Source organism: Streptomyces sp. NPDC005402, from assembly GCF_040606575.1.
Classification (GTDB): Bacteria; Actinomycetota; Actinomycetes; order Streptomycetales; family Streptomycetaceae; genus Streptomyces.
In genome coordinates, this window is record NZ_JBEXFB010000020.1 from 23,243 (window position 1) to 39,786 (window position 16,544).

13 protein-coding genes and 2 pseudogenes are annotated in these 16,544 nt (G+C 73.0%); 11 read left to right on the forward strand and 4 right to left on the reverse strand.

Annotation, left to right across the window (positions count from 1 at the left end; all coding sequences use genetic code 11):
- The first annotated feature begins 174 nt into the window (after positions 1-174).
- Entirely contained in the window at positions 175-2,211 is a 2,037-nt protein-coding gene (gene fusA, locus ABZT02_RS32295; RefSeq protein WP_356023788.1) for an elongation factor G, read from the forward strand.
- A gap of 85 nt (positions 2,212-2,296) precedes the next feature.
- On the opposite strand, the gene ABZT02_RS32300 is transcribed toward fusA, so the two are convergent.
- The gene (locus ABZT02_RS32300; RefSeq protein WP_356023790.1) at positions 2,297-2,689 is read right to left on the reverse strand and encodes an SCO5389 family protein; all 393 of its coding nucleotides are present in this window, start codon (positions 2,687-2,689) and stop codon (positions 2,297-2,299) included.
- Positions 2,690-2,745: 56 nt separating this feature from the next.
- On the reverse strand, positions 2,746-3,714 hold the full coding sequence (locus ABZT02_RS32305) for an AAA family ATPase (protein WP_356023792.1): 969 nt from the start codon (positions 3,712-3,714) through the stop codon (positions 2,746-2,748).
- A 117-nt stretch (positions 3,715-3,831) separates the two neighbouring features.
- Between ABZT02_RS32305 and ABZT02_RS32310 the strand changes: the two genes are divergently transcribed.
- The 5 genes and pseudogenes from ABZT02_RS32310 (at position 3,832) to ABZT02_RS32330 (ending at position 9,899) form a co-directional block, all read left to right on the forward strand.
- A complete protein-coding gene (locus ABZT02_RS32310; protein ID WP_356023794.1) occupies positions 3,832-4,368 on the forward strand; it encodes a GNAT family N-acetyltransferase in 537 nt (178 codons plus the stop codon).
- Between the two features lie 7 nt (positions 4,369-4,375).
- On the forward strand, positions 4,376-5,857 hold the full coding sequence (locus tag ABZT02_RS32315; RefSeq protein WP_356023796.1) for an ABC transporter substrate-binding protein: 1,482 nt from the start codon (positions 4,376-4,378) through the stop codon (positions 5,855-5,857).
- A 3-nt stretch (positions 5,858-5,860) separates the two neighbouring features.
- Positions 5,861-7,650 (forward strand): annotated as a pseudogene (locus tag ABZT02_RS32320) (ABC transporter permease subunit).
- Positions 7,647-8,861 carry an MFS transporter gene (locus ABZT02_RS32325; RefSeq protein ID WP_356023798.1) on the forward strand — a complete coding sequence of 405 codons (1,215 nt, stop codon included), beginning with the start codon at positions 7,647-7,649 and terminating at the stop codon, positions 8,859-8,861. Before ABZT02_RS32320 ends, ABZT02_RS32325 begins: the two are co-directional and overlap by 4 nt.
- 588 nt (positions 8,862-9,449) lie before the next feature.
- Complete coding sequence (locus ABZT02_RS32330; RefSeq protein WP_356023800.1) at positions 9,450-9,899, forward strand: GNAT family N-acetyltransferase; 450 nt, start codon at positions 9,450-9,452, stop codon at positions 9,897-9,899.
- A gap of 19 nt (positions 9,900-9,918) precedes the next feature.
- Here ABZT02_RS32330 and ABZT02_RS32335 read toward each other — a convergent pair whose 3' ends face one another.
- Positions 9,919-10,716: a CDP-alcohol phosphatidyltransferase family protein gene (locus ABZT02_RS32335; RefSeq protein ID WP_356023802.1), complete on the reverse strand. Its 798-nt coding sequence runs from the start codon at positions 10,714-10,716 to the stop codon at positions 9,919-9,921.
- Positions 10,717-10,837: 121 nt separating this feature from the next.
- Here ABZT02_RS32335 and ABZT02_RS32340 point away from each other — a divergent pair, with 121 nt between their 5' ends.
- The 5 genes and pseudogenes from ABZT02_RS32340 to ABZT02_RS32360 form a co-directional block, all read left to right on the forward strand.
- Positions 10,838-11,818 carry a zinc-binding alcohol dehydrogenase gene (locus ABZT02_RS32340; protein ID WP_356023804.1) on the forward strand — a complete coding sequence of 327 codons (981 nt, stop codon included), beginning with the start codon at positions 10,838-10,840 and terminating at the stop codon, positions 11,816-11,818.
- Positions 11,819-11,932: 114 nt separating this feature from the next.
- A complete protein-coding gene (locus ABZT02_RS32345; protein WP_356023806.1) occupies positions 11,933-12,331 on the forward strand; it encodes a 6-carboxytetrahydropterin synthase in 399 nt (132 codons plus the stop codon).
- Between the two features lie 5 nt (positions 12,332-12,336).
- Entirely contained in the window at positions 12,337-13,512 is a 1,176-nt protein-coding gene (locus ABZT02_RS32350) for a glycosyltransferase family 4 protein (RefSeq protein ID WP_356024117.1), read from the forward strand.
- A complete protein-coding gene (locus ABZT02_RS32355) occupies positions 13,509-14,516 on the forward strand; it encodes a class I SAM-dependent methyltransferase (RefSeq protein ID WP_356023808.1) in 1,008 nt (335 codons plus the stop codon). The genes ABZT02_RS32350 and ABZT02_RS32355 overlap by 4 nt, the downstream gene beginning before the upstream one ends.
- Positions 14,513-15,646: pseudogene (locus ABZT02_RS32360) on the forward strand (lysylphosphatidylglycerol synthase transmembrane domain-containing protein); the annotation flags it as partial. The gene ABZT02_RS32355 and the pseudogene ABZT02_RS32360, both read left to right, overlap by 4 nt.
- A gap of 113 nt (positions 15,647-15,759) precedes the next feature.
- On the opposite strand, the gene ABZT02_RS32365 reads toward ABZT02_RS32360, so the two are convergent.
- The gene (locus tag ABZT02_RS32365) at positions 15,760-16,533 is read right to left on the reverse strand and encodes a creatininase family protein (RefSeq protein ID WP_356023810.1); all 774 of its coding nucleotides are present in this window, start codon (positions 16,531-16,533) and stop codon (positions 15,760-15,762) included.
- Between the last annotated feature and the right edge of the window lie 11 nt (positions 16,534-16,544).

Here is a 16,544-nt window from a genome sequence, read left to right on the forward strand (position 1 = left end):
GTGATCCTCGTGTCCTCGCCCCTCCGGTGCCCGCTGCGCGGCCGGCACCGGACGCCCGCGACGGCTGTCTGAACAGTCAAGCACCTCTGCGGCACGCGTATATGACGTGCCGTCATGTCGTCGTACGGGCCCATCGCGCAGCCCTGTCAGCACAGCACCGAAAGGCCATGGGCCGTGCGCACCCACACATCCGACCCGCTCGCCGTCGTCCGCAACCTCGGCATCCTCGCCCACGTCGACGCCGGCAAGACCACCGTCACCGAGCGGATCCTGTTCGCCACCGGAACCACGCACAAGCGCGGCGAGGTCCATGACGGCACGACCGTCACCGACTTCGACCCGCAGGAGCGGGACCGCGGCATCACCATCTTCGCGGCGGCCGTGAGCTGCGCCTGGGACGGGCACCGCCTCAACCTGATCGACACCCCGGGGCACGTCGACTTCGCCGACGAGGTGGAGCGTGCGCTGCGGGTGCTCGACGGGGCGGTCGCGGTGTTCGACGCGGTCGCGGGCGTGGAGCCGCAGAGCGAGTCGGTGTGGCGCCAGGCGGACCGGCACGGTGTGCCGCGGATCGCCTTCGTCAACAAGCTGGACCGCGCGGGCGCCGACCTGGACGCGGCCGTCGAGTCGATCCGGCGGCGGCTGCACCCGGCGCCGCTGGTCGTGCAGTTGCCCATCGGCAGCGAGGACGCCTTCACCGGCGTCGTCGATCTGATCGGGATGCGGGCGCTGACCTGGTCCGGCTCCGGTGAAGCGGCGCAGGACGGACCGGTGCCCGCCGCGCTGCGCGAGGAGGCGCAAAAGCGACGCCGACTCCTGGAGGAGGCCGTCGCCGAACGCCACCCCGCCGCCCTGGAGGAGTTCTGCGACCGGGAGACCCTCTCCGCCGGCACCCTCACCGCCGCCCTGCGGGACCTCACCCACAGCGGCGACGGCGTGGTCGTCCTGTGCGGCTCGGCCTACCGCAACCGCGGCATCGAGCCGTTGCTCGACGCGGTCGTGGCGTATCTGCCGTCGCCGCTCGACGTGCCCGCCGTACGCGGTGAGAACGGCGAGGAGAGGCCCAGCGACCCGGCGGCGCCCCTCGCGGCGCTGGCGTTCAAGGTGAACGCCACGGCGACGGGACGGCTGACGTACGTACGCGTGTACTCGGGAACGATCGAGAAGGGAGCCACCGTGTGGGACGCGGGCGCACGCCGTACCGAGCGCGTCGGACGGATCCTGCGCGTGCAGGCCGACCGGCACGCGCCGTTGGACCGGGCGGTCGCCGGTGACATCGTCGCCGTCGTCGGACTGAAGTCGGCCCGCGCCGGCTCGACCCTGTGCGCCCCGGACGCCCCGCTCGTGCTCGAACCGCCCGGCGTGGCCGAGCCGGTCGTGTCCGTGGCCGTCGAGGCGGGGCGGTCCGTGGACACCGACCGGCTGTCCTCGGCGCTCGCCCGACTGGCCGAGGAGGACCCGTCGCTGGTCGTCCGCACGGACGCCGAGACCGGTCAGACGCTGCTGTCCGGCATGGGGGAACTGCATCTGGAGGTCGCGGTGGAGAAGGTGCGCCGGGAGCAGGGGCTGGTGCTCAACGTCGGTCGTCCAAGGGTGAGTTACCGCGAGACGGTCGGGCGCGGGGTGTCGGGTCTGGTTCACCGGCACGTCAAACAGGACGGCGGGGCGGGGCAGTTCGCGCATGTCGTGCTCGACGTCGAACCCTGTGAGACGGGCTTCGAGTTCCGTTCCACGGTCGTGGGCGGGCGCGTCCCGCAGGAGTACGTCCGCGCGGTCGAGGCGGGCTGCCGGGACGCCCTGGCCGAAGGGCCGCTCGGCGGGCACCCGGTGACCGGGCTGCGCGTCACCCTCACCGACGGGTCGACCCATGTGAAGGACTCCTCGGACACGGCCTTCCGTACGGCGGGCCGGTTCGGCCTCCGGGAGGCCCTGCGCGCCTGCGCGATGGTTCTCCTGGAGCCGGTCGTCGAGGTCACGGTCACCGTGCCCGAGGACACCGTCGGCGCGGTGCTCGGCGACCTCGCCGCCCGCCGCGGCCGGGTCTCGGGCTCGGCCACGCGCGGCGGTTCGGCCGTCGTCACGGCGACCGTGCCGCTGGCCGAACTCTTCGGCTACGCGACGAGGTTGCGCAGCCGGACGCAGGGCCGCGGAACCTTCACGGCCCGGCCGACGGGGTACGCGCCGGCACCGGCGGTGACCTCGGCACGGTGACGGCCGGGACGGAAGTCCCGGATACGGGAACGAAGGGCCGGGCGGTCGCACCGCCCGGCCCTTCGTCACGCGCACGAGGATCCGCTCAGCAGTCCCGGAACTCCGGCGACTGGTTCAGCACCTGCGAGCGCACCGAAGTGAAGCGGGCGTACGTGTCGCCGTTCACCGACTCCGGGCGGAAGGCCGCCACCCGGTGGCAGTTCTGGAAGGCCAGGGCCACGCCGAAGTGGCGTTCCAGGCTGCCTCGGATGGCGTCGCTGGCGAGGGCGCGCAGAAGCTGGCCGCGTTCCTTCTCCGACGGGGGAGGGGTCTGGTTGTCGGTGAACTCGGCCTTGCCGTCGCGCAGTTCGTTGGCGAGGGAGGCGATCAGGTCGTAGGCGTAGGGGAGGGACGTGCGGACCGTGTCCACGAAGTCCTCTTCGCGGACGGTGCCCTGCTCGGCTTCGGCGAGGAGCTTCGGGGAGACGTCGAGAGACATGTGAGGGGGGTTCCTGTCCTGTTGTCGTGCACTGAGTGAAGAAGGAGGGGAGGGGGTCAGACGAGGGAGGGCGGGCCCGGCACGAAGTCCGGGTCCACCTGGGCCGCAAGGTCGAGGCCGGTCGCCTGGTTCGCCCACGAACGGGCGTTGCGCAGATGGAACTCGACCGCGTGGCGGTGGAGGGTGAGCCAGTCGCGGGGCCGGGAGTCGACCGCTTCGCGCAGGATCGTCAGCGCGTGCCGGTTGTGGGGCTCCAGGCCGTCGAGCCCGCCCGAGTCAACCTGGTCGCGGCCCTGTTCGGCGGCGCGGACCCAGGACGAGTGGACCAGATGGGTCAACAGGTCGTCGCCCACGTGCTCCTTGAGGAAGAGCAGATCGTCCTCGCCGGTCACCTTGTTGCCGATCACGGCGATCCGGATCCCGAACTCCCGTGCGTGGTCCCGGTACTGGCGGTAGACCGAGACGCCCTTGCGGGTGGGTTCGGCCACCAGGAAGGTCATGTCGAATCGGGTGAACAGGCCCGAGGCGAACGCGTCCGCGCCGGCCGTCATGTCGACGACGACGTACTCGCCGGGGCCGTCGACCAGGTGGTTGAGGTACAGCTCCACCCCGCCCAGCTTGGAGTGGTAGCAGGCCACGCCGAGGTCGCTCTCGTCGAACTCGCCCGTCACCATCAGCGGGACCTCGCCGACCCGCCGGACGTGTCTGGCGTGCACTTCGTCATCGCCCAGCAGACGCAGCAGACGTGAACCCCGCCCCGGCGGCGTGGTCTTGATCATCGCCTCCCGGGAGGCGATGCGCGGATTGGTGCCGCGCAGGTAGTCCTTGATCTCGGCCACGTGCGCGCCCAGGGGAGGGGCGCCCAAGGTAGCGGCCTCGTCATGACCCAGCGCCTCGGCGAGGTGCTGGTTGATGTCGCCGTCCACGGCCAGTACCGGTGCGCCGGAACGGGCCAGATGGCGGGAGAGGAGCGCCGACAGGGTGGTCTTGCCGCTGCCGCCCTTGCCGACGAACGCGATGCGCACTACCGCTCCACCTTTTTGAAAATGGATGTCATGTTGGTAGGTTCTATGGCGCGCGTTCGATCACTGTCAAATCGCCCCCGCGATCAAGCTGGAAGGCTTAATGCATATGATGTGCAAGTGCGTGATTACAGCATCAGGGCGGCGGGCCCGGACGACCTCGATGGTGCGCGAGCCGTGATGCTCGACACCGTCTACCGCGACTTCGGAACCGGGTACGTGCCCCGCTGGCACGGCGACATCATCGACCCGGCCGCCGCCTATCTCGTCCCGCCCCGCCACACCCTCCTCGTCGCCCGCGACCCGGAGGACGGCACCGTCGTGGCCACCGGCGCCCTCGACTCCCGCGGCCCCGCCCACCCGCCGAACCCGCGCGAGCTGGCCGAGCGCTACCCCTCCGGCGAGACCGCGCAGCTGCGCCGGATCTACGTCCGCCCCGAGCACCGCAGGCGCGGCCTCGCCCGCCGCCTGGTCGAGAAGTTGCTCGTGTTCGCGGCGGCCGACGGCGGCTACCGCTCCGTCTACCTGCACACCGATCCGGCGGTTGCGGGTGCCGAACCCTTCTGGCGCTCGCTCGGCAAGGTCGTGCACGACGAGCGAGAGACCACGGGCGGCGCGAGCAGCGTCGTCCACTTCGAGATGCCGATGGGGCGATAGGACAACCATGCGACACCGTCACCTACTTGGCTCCCTGCTGCTCGCCCCCCTCCTCACCGCCTGTTTTGCCTCCTCCGGCGGCGACTCCGAAAGCGCCGCGAACGACGGCTCCCGACTCCGCGTCGCCCTCGCCTTCCCGCCCGCCGAGAACCTCTCGCCGTACGGCGCCGACGCCACCCTCCTCAGCCGCCTCGGCGTCACCGAGGGCCTGACCGCCCTCGACGCCAACGGCGCCGCCGCCCCCGCGCTCGCCGCGTCCTGGCGCCGCGAGAACGACCGCACCTGGCTGTTCACCCTGCGCGAGGCCACCTTCCAGGACGGTTCCGAGGTCACCCCGGCCGCGGTCGTCGCCGCCCTCACCCACGCCACCGAGGCCAAGCCCGCCCCGGCCGCCCTGTCCGGCGTCACACTGACCGCCAAGGCGGCGGGCGACGCCGTACGCATCACCACCAGGACCTCCGACCCCGTCCTGCCGCTGAGGCTGTCCAGCCCCAACCTCGCCGTGTTCGCCGCCAAGGCCTACGCCACGGGCGAAGTGGACCCGGTCGGCACCGCCTCCGGCCCCTTCGAGCTGACGAAGGTCACCGGCTCCACCTCCGCCACCCTCGACCGCTTCGACGACTACTGGGGCGGCCGCGCCCAGGCCTCCGGCATCGACGCCCGCTTCATCGCCGACGGCACCGCCCGCGCCAACGCCGTGCGCACCGGCCAGGTCGACATCGCCGAGTCGATCCCCGTCGCCCAGGCCGCCACCCTCGACAAGGCCACCCTCAAGGAGACCGCCACCACCCGCACCACCAGCCTCCAACTCAACACTCGGTCCGGCCCGTTCAAGGACTCGAGGCTGCGGGCCGCCGCCCGCGAGGCAGTCGACGGCTCCGCCGTCGTCAAGGGCGTCTTCGAGGGGTACGCCGATCCCGGCGCCGGCGTCTACGGGCCCGCCGTGTCCTGGGCCGAGGGCAAGCGCGTACAGCCCACCGGACGCGCGACCGCCGCCAAGCCGAACGGCACCTCCGTCACCCTCGCCACCTACGACAACCGGCCCGAACTCCCCGAGGCCGCCCAGGTCCTCCAACAGCAGCTGAAGAAAGCCGGGTTCAAGGTCACCCTGGTGGTGCGCGAGTACTCACGGCTCGAAAGCGACGCGCTCGCAGGGAAGTTCGACGCTGTCCTCGGCGCCCGCAACAGTCTCGTCGACACCGGCGACCCCGTCGGCGTCCTCGCGAGCGACTACACCTGCGACGGCGGCTACAACCTCGCCCAGCTGTGCGACAGGAAGGTCGACCGGGCGGTCACCGAGGCCGACGCCGTGACCGACACCGGAGAGCGGCAGGACGCCGCCATGCGCGCCGAAGCGGCGATCCTCGGCACCGACGCCGTGGTCCCGCTGGCCCACCAGGCGATCATCGTCGGCGTCGCCACCGACGTCCGGGGCGTGCTTCTCGACCCGTACGAGCGGACCCTGGTCGGCACCGGAACGCGACGCTGATCCATGGGGCACCGACTGGCCATCCTGCTGTGGCGGGTCCTGCTCGCGGCGGCCCTGGTGTGCGGGATCGGTCTGCTGCCGTGGCTGTCCCGCACCGACCCGGCGCTCACCGTACTCAAGGCCCGCTCGGCGGAACGCGACCCGATGCCCCAGGTGCTGGCCGACATACGGGCCCAACTCGGCCTGGGCCAGGGCCCCTTGCACCTGCTCGGCCAATGGCTCGGCGGCCTGCCCCGCGGGGACGCCGGCCGGTCGTGGCTGAACGGCACGGCGGTCACCCCGACCGTCGTCCAGGCACTCGGGGTGTCCCTGCTGCTGGTGACGGTGGCGCTCGTGATCGCCGCCGCCACCGCCGCCCTGGTGTGCGCCCCCACGCTGTGGCTCGGCGCCCGCCGACGCCTCGACGGGCGACGGGCCGGGGGCGGCGCCTCGGCGATGCTCGCCGCGCTGCCCGAGTTCCTCACCGCCTCCGTGCTCGCCACCGTCGTCGGCGTACAGCTCGGCTGGCTGCCCGCGCTCGGCTGGTACGGCCCCCAGTGGACGGTGCTGCCCGCCCTTGCCCTCGGCCTGCCCGCCGGCGCCGTGCTCGGGCGCCTCCTCGACGATCTGCTGCCCGGCGCCTTCGCCGAACCCTGGGCGCTGGCCGCGGAAGCCCGCGGACTGCCGGGCCGCAGCGTCGCCGCCAAGGCGGTCCGCCGCTGTGTGCCCGCGCTGCTGCCCAACCTGGGCCTGTTCGTCGTGGGCCTCACCGCCGGGTCCGTCGCCGTGGAGCAGATCTACGACATCCCGGGCCTCGGCCGCACCACCCTCCAGGCCGCCCTCGCGCAGGACCTGCCCGTTCTCCAGGCGGGCACCCTCGCCCTGCTGCTCCTCGCCGTCACCGCCACCTGGCTCGCGGCCCTCACCGTCCGCCACCTGGCCGGCCCGGCCCTGCGCGACGGCGCCCTGGACTCCCTGCACCGCCCGCGACGGTCCACCCGCAGCACCCTGCCTCTCGTGTACGGCGGCCTCCTGACCGCCGTCGTCGCGCTCGGCCTGCTGCGCGACCCGCTCACCCTGGACACGGCGGCCCGCCTCCAACCTCCGTCCTGGGTCCACCCGTTCGGCACCGACGCGCTCGGCCGGGACCTGCTCGCCCGGGTCGGGCACGGGGCGCTCGACACCCTGGTGGTCGCCGTCGCCATCAGCGTCACCGCACTGGTGGTCGGCGTCCTGCTCGGACTGCTGCCCCGGCTGTCCGGGCCGCTCGTCGACACCGTCAACGCCGTGCCGCCGGTACTCGCCGCGCTGCTCGTGACCGCAGTCGCCGGGAGCGGCGCCACCACGCCCGCGATCGCCGTGGCCACGGTCTCCTGGGCGGCGCTCGCCGCGCACACCTCCTCCCTGCTCCGGCAGGAACACGCCACCCTGCATCTGACGGCCACCCGAGCGCTGGGCGCGGGCCGCTGGTACCTCCTGCGGTACGAACTGCTGCCCGCGATCCTGCCGCCCGTCACCGGCACGCCCTGCTGCGCCTGCCCGGCGTCGCGCTGGCCCTCGCCTCCCTGGGCTTCCTCGGCCTCGGCACCCAGCCGCCCTCCCCGGAGTGGGGCCTGCTCCTGGCCGAGAACCAGCCCTATGCCGAACGCGCCCCCTGGGCCGTCCTCGCCCCCGCCGCCGCACTGGCCCTGCTGGGCGCGCTGGCGGTGAGCGCGGCGGGCGGGGTGCGGTGGCCGCGCCGGCGCGCGCGGCTTCGTACCGTGAAGGGAACCGAACCGCTTCTGCCGGCGAGGGAGTTGGTGGAGGTCGGGTGACGTCGACGTCAGTGGATCCGCCGGGGACCGCCGGGCGGCTCTCTCCGCTGCTGCGGCTGCTGATCGTCACCCAGCTCGCCTTCAACATCGCCTTCTTCGCCGTGCTGCCCTTCCTGTCCGAGTACCTGGGGCAGGCCGTCGGGATGGCGGGCTGGCTGGTCGGGTTCGTGCTGGGGCTCAGGACCTTCAGCCAGCAAGGCCTGTTCGTGGTGGGCGGGGCGCTCGCCGACCGGTACGGGATCCGGCCGGTCGTCCTCGCCGGATGCGTGCTGCGGATCGCCGGGTTCGCCTGGCTCGGACACGCCGAGGAGACCTGGACGGTCATCGGCGCGGTCCTGCTCATCGGGTTCGCCGCCGCGCTGTTCTCGCCGGCGGTGGAGTCCGAGGTCGCCCGGCAGGCCGTCATCCATGAGGAAGCGGGCGGGCAACGCACCCGCGTGCTGGCGCTGTTCACGGTCGCCGGGCAGGCCGGTGCCTTCGTCGGGCCCTTGCTCGGCGCGCTGCTGCTGTCGGTGGACTTCCGCACGGTGTGTCTGGCGGGTGCCGGAATCTTCGTGATCGTCCTCGCCGGGCACGCGCGGATGCTGCCGCAGCACATCCCGGGCAGACAACAAGTGCGCGTGAAAGGCGGATGGGGGGCACTGGTCCGCAACCGCCGCTTTCTCGCGCTGTGCTGCGCGTACGGCGCCTACCTGCTCGCCTACAACCAGCTCTATCTCGCCCTCCCCGACGAGGTGGAGCGCGCGACCGGTTCGCAGTCGGCGCTGGCCTGGCTGTTCGCGCTGTCCTCGCTGCTGGTGGTGACGGCCCAGCTCTCCGTCACCCGCCGGGTCGGCTCCAGGCTGTCGATGCGCCGCTCGATGGGGGCCGGACTGCTGCTGATCGGCGCGGGGTTCGCGGTCGTCGCCGTGTCGCTGCCCGCCGACTGGACCGGTACGGCGGCCCTGTTGCCCTCGGCCGGTTTCGTCATCCTGCTCACCTTCGGGCAGATGCTCGTCGCACCCGTGGCCCGCGCCTGGGTTCCCGACCTCGCGGAGGAGGGCCGACTCGGTCTCTACACCGGGGCGCTCTCCTCGGTCTCCGGGCTGATCGTGCTGGCCGGCAGCTCCGTCACCGGCGCCCTGCTGGACGGCGGGCTGCCGACCGCGGTGCCGTGGCTGGTGCTGGCGGCGGTGCCGGTCGCGGCGGTGGGGTTGTTGCCGCGACGGTAGAACCTGCGGGGCGGGCGAGGTCGGTCCGGCTCCGGCCGCTCCCGCAGCCCTGCGGGCGCCGGTCCTGACCGGGACCGAGGACCTGGCGGCCACGGGCGAGGGCGACAAAACCGTGGGAAGGTGCCCGTCCCGTGGGGCTCGGCGCCGTGTGCGCGGGGAAGGGAATCGTCGGAGGGCGTAGGTGTCCCGGCCGGGGCTTCTTCCGCGGTTCAGGCGGCAGCGGGCCGGATCACGACGGGTGGGCTCAGGTGTCGGGGGCAGAGACTCGCCGGTCGGTTCAGATTCCTGTCCAGGGACTGGTCGGGGAGTTCCGGTGTCGCGGTCAGGAACCCGCGGGAGGGCTTGTGCACCGCCGCCAGGAACCCGCCGCACGGTTCACAGGGACTCGCCGGACGGCGCACGTGCCGCCGCCGGCAACCCGCCGGACGGTTCGACCGCCCCGGCCGGGAGTCCACCCGCGGACCTCAGCCGCTCCCTCCACGAACCGCCGGACGGTTCCGTCGCCTCGGCCATGGACGTGCCTGGTCGTCACAGGTGCCGCGTCCAGGGACCGCCGGGCTGCGAGTCCGCGGCGATAGGGTCCATCCCATGGAGACTCAGGACATCCGGGTGGAGATCGCCCGGGAGGCGGACCAGGAGCTCGTCGACGCCTTCGCGCGGATGCTGCCGCAGTTGTCCTCGACGGCCGAGGCCCTCGACCTCGCCGCACTCGGCCGCATCCTGGCCTGTGACGCCAACACGATGCTGCTCGCCAGGTCGTCGGGCGGGTCCGTCGTCGGCACCCTCACCCTCGTCATGTTCCCCGCGCCCGCGGGACTGCGGGCCCGTATCGAGGACGTGATCGTCGACCACGCGGCTCGCGGCCACGGCATCGCGGGACTGCTGATCAGGGAGGCCATCCGGCTCGCCCGGGAGGCCGGGGCCCGTACCGTCGACCTGACCTCGCGCCCGGACCGGGCGGCGGCCAACCGGCTGTACGAGCGGCAGGGTTTCCGGCAGCGGGAGTCGACCGTGTACCGGGTGCCGCTCAAAGGCTGACCTTCGAGCCGGCCGGGCTTCAGGAGGCCACCGCCTCCGGCTCCCGCCCCCGCTCGACCGCCACGAACTCCAGCTCCAGCAGCTCGCCCACCACCGCCTGGTCCGCCCGGTGCGTGCGCCACAGCCACAGGATGTCCCGGCCGAACGACCAGACCAGGGTGCCCAGAGCCAGCGCCACCACCCCGAAGGTCGCCGGGTACGGCAGATACCCGGACGCGGCCACCAGCAGCAGGATCCCCTGGAGCGCGGCCACCGTCTTGCGGGCCATGCTCGGCGGCAGCGGGGCGTTCAGCCACGACCAGACGCGGGCCGCGGCGACGAAGCCGTAGCGCATCGCGCCGATCAGCAGCACCCACGGGCCCTGCGACATGGACACGTACACGCTGAGCACCAGGATCAGGAAAGCGTCGACCTCCATGTCGAACCGCGCGCCCAGCGGCGTCGAGGTGCCCGTGGCGCGGGCCACCTTGCCGTCGACGCCGTCGAGGATCAGGGCCACCGCCGTCAGGCCGACGAAGAGGGTGACGGGCGGGGAGTCCTGGAAGGAGTCCGCGACCAGCGCGGTCACGCCGCCGACCAGGGTCGCGCGGCCGAGGGTCACCCGGTTGGCGGGCCCGAAGGAGCGCGGCCGGGTGCGGTGCAGGGCCCTGGAGAGCACGGCCCAGGTGGCGACGGCGAAGGCGAGGCCGGTCAGCCAGCCCGCCGGCCCCATCCCGATGGCCGTGCCGAGCAGGGCCAGCAACAGGATCTGCAGACCCGCTCCCACAGCGGTCTCCTGCTGGACCAGCCTTGCTTCGTAAGTGTTGTTCAGGGCCACCGCACATTCCTCCGGCCAGATGACAGAGTGGATCAAGGCCGCGTACTGTGCGCGGCCTGTGCACATCTCGGTACGTGAACGAGGTACGTGCACGGGTTGCCGATCGTTCAGGAGGTTCTCGATGAAGGCCGCCGCACGCGCGTTCTGGCTCCGCTCTCCGGGCGAGGGCGAGATACGGGAGGCACCCCTCGCGGCCCCCGGCGCGGACGAGGTGCTGGTCCGCTCGCTGTACTCGGGAGTCAGCCGGGGCACGGAGACACTCGTGTTCCGCGGCCAGGTGCCCGAGAGCCAGCACGCGGCCATGCGGGCACCGTTCCAGGAGGGCGACTTCCCCGGGCCCGTGAAGTACGGCTACCTCAGCGTCGGAGTCGTGGAGGAGGGCCCGCCCGCACTCAAGGGCAGGACCGTCTTCTGTCTGTACCCGCACCAGACGCGGTACGTGGTTCCCGCGAGCGCCGTGACGGTCGTACCGGACGACGTGCCCGCCCGACGGGCCGTCCTCGCCGGCACGGTCGAGACCGCCGTGAACGCCCTCTGGGACGCGGCCCCCCTGGTGGGCGACCGGATCGCGGTGGTCGGCGGCGGCATGGTGGGCAGCTCGGTCGCCGCGCTCCTCGCCCGCTTCCCCGGCGCACGGGTCCAGTTGGTGGACGCCGACCCCGCCCGCGCCGAGACCGCCGAGGCGCTCGGCGTCGGCTTCGCGTCCCCCGCGGACGCCCTCGGCGACTGCGACCTCGTCGTCCACGCCAGCGCCACCGAACAGGGCCTCGCCCGCTCGCTGGAACTGCTCAGCGCCGAGGGCACCGTCCTCGAACTGAGCTGGTACGGCGACCGGGAGGTGAGTCTGCCGCTCGGCGAGGCCTTCCACTCCCGGCGCCTGGTCATCCGCAGCAGCCAGGTCGGCACCGTGTCCCCGGCCCGTGGCAACCGCAGCTACGGCGACCGGCTCGCCCTCGCGCTGAAACTGCTCGCCGATCCCGCGCTTGACGCCCTGATCACGGGGGAAAGCGCGTTCGAAGAACTACCGGCGGTGATGCCCGGGCTGGCCAGTGGGGAGATTCCGGCCCTCTGTCACCTCGTGAGGTACGGCAAGAGCGCCTGACCTGAGAAAAGAGTGAGATACGACTGAACACGGGGAAGCGAAGAGCCGTACTACACGGCATCCCCGGCAGGGATCAGCCGGGGACCAGACGCGCCGCACCTGGAGGGTCGTCCGTTGTTCAGCATCACCGTCCGCGATCACATCATGATCGCCCACAGCTTCCGCGGCGAGGTTTTCGGGCCCGCGCAGCGTCTGCACGGAGCGACGTTCCTGGTGGACGCCACGTTCCGGCGCGAACAGCTGGACGACGACAACATCGTCGTCGACATCGGACTGGCCACACAGGAACTCGGCGCCGTGGTCAGCGAGTTGAACTACCGCAACCTCGACAACGAGCCGGACTTCGCGGGGATCAACACCTCCACGGAGTTCCTGGCGAAGGTCATCGCGGACCGGCTCGCCGAGCGCATCGCCAAGGGCGCGATGGGCGAGGGCGCCAAGGGTCTCGCGGGCCTGACCGTCACCCTGCACGAGTCGCATGTCGCCTGGGCGAGTTACGAGCGTGCCCTGTGACCGACATGACCACCGGGCGGACGGCCACGCTCGACTACGTGCCCGTACAGAACTCCGCCCTCAAGAAGGCCGAGATCATCCCGATGTCCCTGCGGACCGTGCACTTCCTGATGCCGGGAGGCGTGGACGACCCGACCGCACCGAGCGGGGGCAACGCCTACGACCGGCGGGTCTGCCTGGACCTGCCCGGCTTCGGCTGGCAGGTCGAGCGGCACGCGGTGGCCGGCAGCTGGCCCCGGCCGGGAGCGGCGGCCCGCACCGAACTGGCCCGCACCCTGCGGGACCTGCCCGACGGCACCGTCGTCCTCATCGACGGCCTGGTCGCCTGCGGGGTGCCGGAGATCATCGTCCCGGAGGCGGAGCGGCTGAGCCTCGCCGTCCTCGTCCACCTGCCGCTCGGCGACGAGACCGGACTCGAACCCGGGCTCGCCCTCGAACTGGACGCCAGGGAGCGCGAGGTGCTGCGGGCCGTGCCCGCCGTCATCGCCACCAGTGACTGGGCCGTACGCCGACTGGTCTCGCACCACGGGCTCGCCCCCGAGCGGGTGCACGTCGCCACGCCGGGTGCCGACATCGCCCCGCTCGCCTCCGGCACCGACGGACTCTCCCGGCTGCTGTGCGTGGCCGCGGTGACACCCCGCAAGGGACAGCACCGGTTGATCGAGGCCCTGGCCGGCGCCCAGGACCTGCCGTGGAGCTGTGTGTGCGTCGGCGGGATCACCCAGGATCCCGAGTACGTCGCCCATCTGCGGATGCTCATCAAGAAGTACGGCCTCCAGGACCGCCTGCACCTGGCGGGACCGCAGGCCGGGGCAGAGCTCGACGCCAGCTACAACGCCGCCGACCTGATGGTCCTCACCTCCTACGCCGAGACCTACGGCATGGCGGTCACCGAGGCCCTCGCGCGCGGCATCCCGGTGCTGGCCACCGACGTGGGCGGACTGCCCGAGGCGGTCGGCCGCGCCCCCGACGGCGGGGTGCCCGGCATCCTCGTCCCGCCGGAGGACCCCGCCGCCCTCGCCGCCGAACTGCGCGGTTGGTTCGGCGAGGCGGACGTACGGCGCCGGCTGAAGGCGGCCGCCCGGGGGCGGCGGGCCGCCCTGGACGGCTGGGCCACCACGGCCCGCAGCCTGGCCGGAGTACTCGGCCGACTCCCGAGCGAGCCCAGGAGGGCGGCATGAGGAAGACGGCGACCAAGCAGAGCGGGAAGATCCCGGCGCAGCCCGGGCCTCGGGAGGTTTTGTCCGTGCAGCCCACCGTCCCCTCCGACGCGGAAACGGTCATCCCCGGTGCCGGTCCCAGCGCTCACCCCGGCGAGCGCCCCACCGTACGGCTCAGGGACGCCGGGCCCGACGACGCTCCCCGGTACGCCCCCGAGTGGCTGGAACTGCGGGAGGGACCGGACGCGGCGGCGCGGGCCGGGGATCTGCTCGACCCGCTGCGGATCCGGCTGGCCAATCTGCCGGGCAAGGCCGGCCTGGTCATCCACGACCTGGGCTGCGGCACCGGCTCGATGGGCCGCTGGCTGGCGCCCCGCCTGGACGGCCCGCAGCACTGGATCCTGCACGACCGGGATCCCTACCTCCTGCACTTCGCGGCCGTCGCCTCCCCGCGCTCCGCGGCCGACGGCAGCCGGGTCACCGTCGAGACGCGCCGCGGCGACGTCGGCCTGCTCACCCCGGAGGCCCTCGCCGGCGCCTCCCTGGTGACGGCCTCCGCGCTCCTGGACGTCCTCACCCGCGAGGAGATCGACACCCTCGCCGCGGCCTGCACGGGCGCCGGCTGCCCGGCCCTGCTCACCCTCTCCGTGGCCGGGCGGGTCGAACTCAGCCCGTCCGACCCGCTGGACGAGGAGATCGCCGACGCGTTCAACGCCCACCAGCGGCGCGGCGGACTGCTCGGCCCGGACGCCGTCACCGTCGCCTGCGAGGCGTTCTCCGAACGGGGCGCGACGGTACGGCTGCACCCGAGCGCCTGGCGCCTGGGCCCCGCGGAGTCCGCGCTCACCGCGCAGTGGCTGCGCGGCTGGGTCGGCGCGGCCGTCGAGGAGCGCCCCGAGCTGAAGGAGCGCGCCGAGCGCTACCTCCGGGACCGCCTGGAGGCCTGCCGCGCGGGCGAGTTGCAGGTCGTCGTCCACCACAGCGACCTGCTGGCACTGTCCCGGCCGACGGGCGGAGCGTCATGAGCGTGGAGACGGTGCGGCCGGACACCGGGCGCCCGAGTCTGCCCGTCCGGCAGCCCGCTGCACCGGTCGAGCCCCGCTCCCTCTCCCACCAGGCCCTCGCCCTCCGGGCGGAGGCGGTCCGGACTCGGGACGAGGTGCTCACGGCACGGACCGAGGCGCTCGTGGCCCGGGCCGAAATCCTCGAAGCCGCCGGTGTGCCCGCCACGGACCTGACCGAAGCCGCCGTCTCCAAGGACCGGATCGGCGTGATCGTGACCGAGGCGCGGCCCCTTCGCGCACCGCGTTGGCGCACCGCACTGCGCTCGGCCCTCAACTCCCGCGCCCTGCGCACCCACTTCGGCACCGTCGCCGGCGTCACCATCCTCGCTCTCCTGCTGTGGCGCCTCGGCACCGGCGTCTTCCTGGACGGACTGCGCCGCATCGACGCCGTCGCCCTGCTGGCGGCGCTCGCGATCGGCCTCCTGACCACCGTGTTCAGCGCCTGGCGCTGGCAGTTGGTGGCCCGCGGGCTGCGCATCCGGCTGCCGCTCGGCGCGGCCGTGGCCGACTACTACCGAGCCCTGTTCCTGAACGCGGCGCTGCCCGGCGGTGTGCTCGGCGACGTGCACCGCGCGGTGCGGCACGGGCAGAGCGCCGGCGACATGGGCCGCGGGGTGCGGGCGGTCGTCCTCGAACGGGTCGCCGGTCAGATCGCGTTGGCGGTCGTCGGCGGCGCCGTACTGCTCACCATGGACTCCCCGGTGCTGGCCGAGGCCCGCCACCTCGCCCCCGTCGTCGGCCTCGCCGCCCTCGGCGCGCTCGCCGTCACCGTGGCCCTGCGGCTGAACCGGGCCCCCTCCTCCCGCCGGGGCCGGGTCCTGCGCGCGACCCTCGGCGAGGCACGCGAGGCACTGCTGTCCCGCCGCAACTGGCCCGGCGTCACCCTCTCCTCGGCCGTCGTCCTCGCCGGCCACCTCGGGATGTTCGTGCTCGCCGCCCGCATCGCGGGCTCCGACGCCTCGGTCGCCGTACTGCTGCCGCTGGCCGTGCTCGCCCTGCTCGCCATGGGACTGCCCCTGAACATCGGCGGGTTCGGCCCCCGGGAGGGCGTCACCGCCTGGGCGTTCGCCGCCATGGGCCTCGGCGCCGGCACCGGCCTCGCGACCGCGATCGTGTACGGCGTCCTCAGCTTCGTGGCGAGCCTGCCGGGCGCCGTCGTCCTGGTCGTCCGCTGGTACGAGGGTCTGCGGCGCCCGGCGAAGCCCTACTCGGCGTCGGCGGCGGCATCGGATTCGGTCAGCATCGAGAAATACGTGCCGAAGGAAGCCGCGAGGCTCTCCAGCAACGCTTTCCCTTTTTCCGCCGAGCCCAGCGAAGGGCGCCCGATGACACCGGAATCGGTGTAACCGGACATACCGAGGGTGAGGAGATGACGACGGTCGTCCGCGACGAAATCGGAGGTCTCGTAACCGGGGCGAAGGCATTCCGGGTGCGTGTGCAGAAGAATGGAGGTCTCGATTTCTCCCGCGTGCATGTCGGTGAGCAGCGAGGTGCGCACTCCCGCCTCCGTACGGGCGGCCTCCCAGTCCTCCGCGGCTGGGAAGAGCGCCATCCGCGCTCCCTCGGCGGAGGCCTCCTGCACGACGTTGCCCAGCACGTAGTTGCCCCCGTGCCCGTTGACCACGACCAGCGCCTCGACGCCCGAGCGGCGCAGCGAGGCGGCAATGTCCCGCACCACCGCGTGAAGGGTGACGGAGGAGATGCTGACGGTGCCCGGCCAGGCCGCGTGCTCGTGCGAGCAGGAGATCGTCACCGGGGGGAGGAGGTGCACCGGGTACGCCGCGGCGATCTCCCGCGCGACGGCGCAGGCGACGAGGGTGTCGGTCGCCAGGGGAAGGTACGGGCCGTGTTGTTCGAAGCTCCCGACCGGAAGGACGGCGACCTGCGTTGAGACGCCCGCCCCCCGTGTCCGTACGTCTTCCGTAGTGTCCGTCGGCAACAGACCGTACGCCGTCGACCGTATTCCCGAACCGCTCATCTTTTCACGGC

Coding starts and splice junctions, on each gene's coding strand:
- ABZT02_RS32300 (WP_356023790.1), bottom strand. CDS start 2,689: ATGTCTCTCGACGTCTCCCCGAAGCTCCTCGCCGAAGCCGAGCAGGGC.
- ABZT02_RS32330 (WP_356023800.1), top strand. CDS start 9,450: ATGGAGACTCAGGACATCCGGGTGGAGATCGCCCGGGAGGCGGACCAG.
- ABZT02_RS32340 (WP_356023804.1), top strand. CDS start 10,838: ATGAAGGCCGCCGCACGCGCGTTCTGGCTCCGCTCTCCGGGCGAGGGC.
- ABZT02_RS32350 (WP_356024117.1), top strand. CDS start 12,337: ATGACCACCGGGCGGACGGCCACGCTCGACTACGTGCCCGTACAGAAC.
- ABZT02_RS32355 (WP_356023808.1), top strand. CDS start 13,509: ATGAGGAAGACGGCGACCAAGCAGAGCGGGAAGATCCCGGCGCAGCCC.
- ABZT02_RS32365 (WP_356023810.1), bottom strand. CDS start 16,533: ATGAGCGGTTCGGGAATACGGTCGACGGCGTACGGTCTGTTGCCGACG.
- ABZT02_RS32315 (WP_356023796.1), top strand. CDS start 4,376: ATGCGACACCGTCACCTACTTGGCTCCCTGCTGCTCGCCCCCCTCCTC.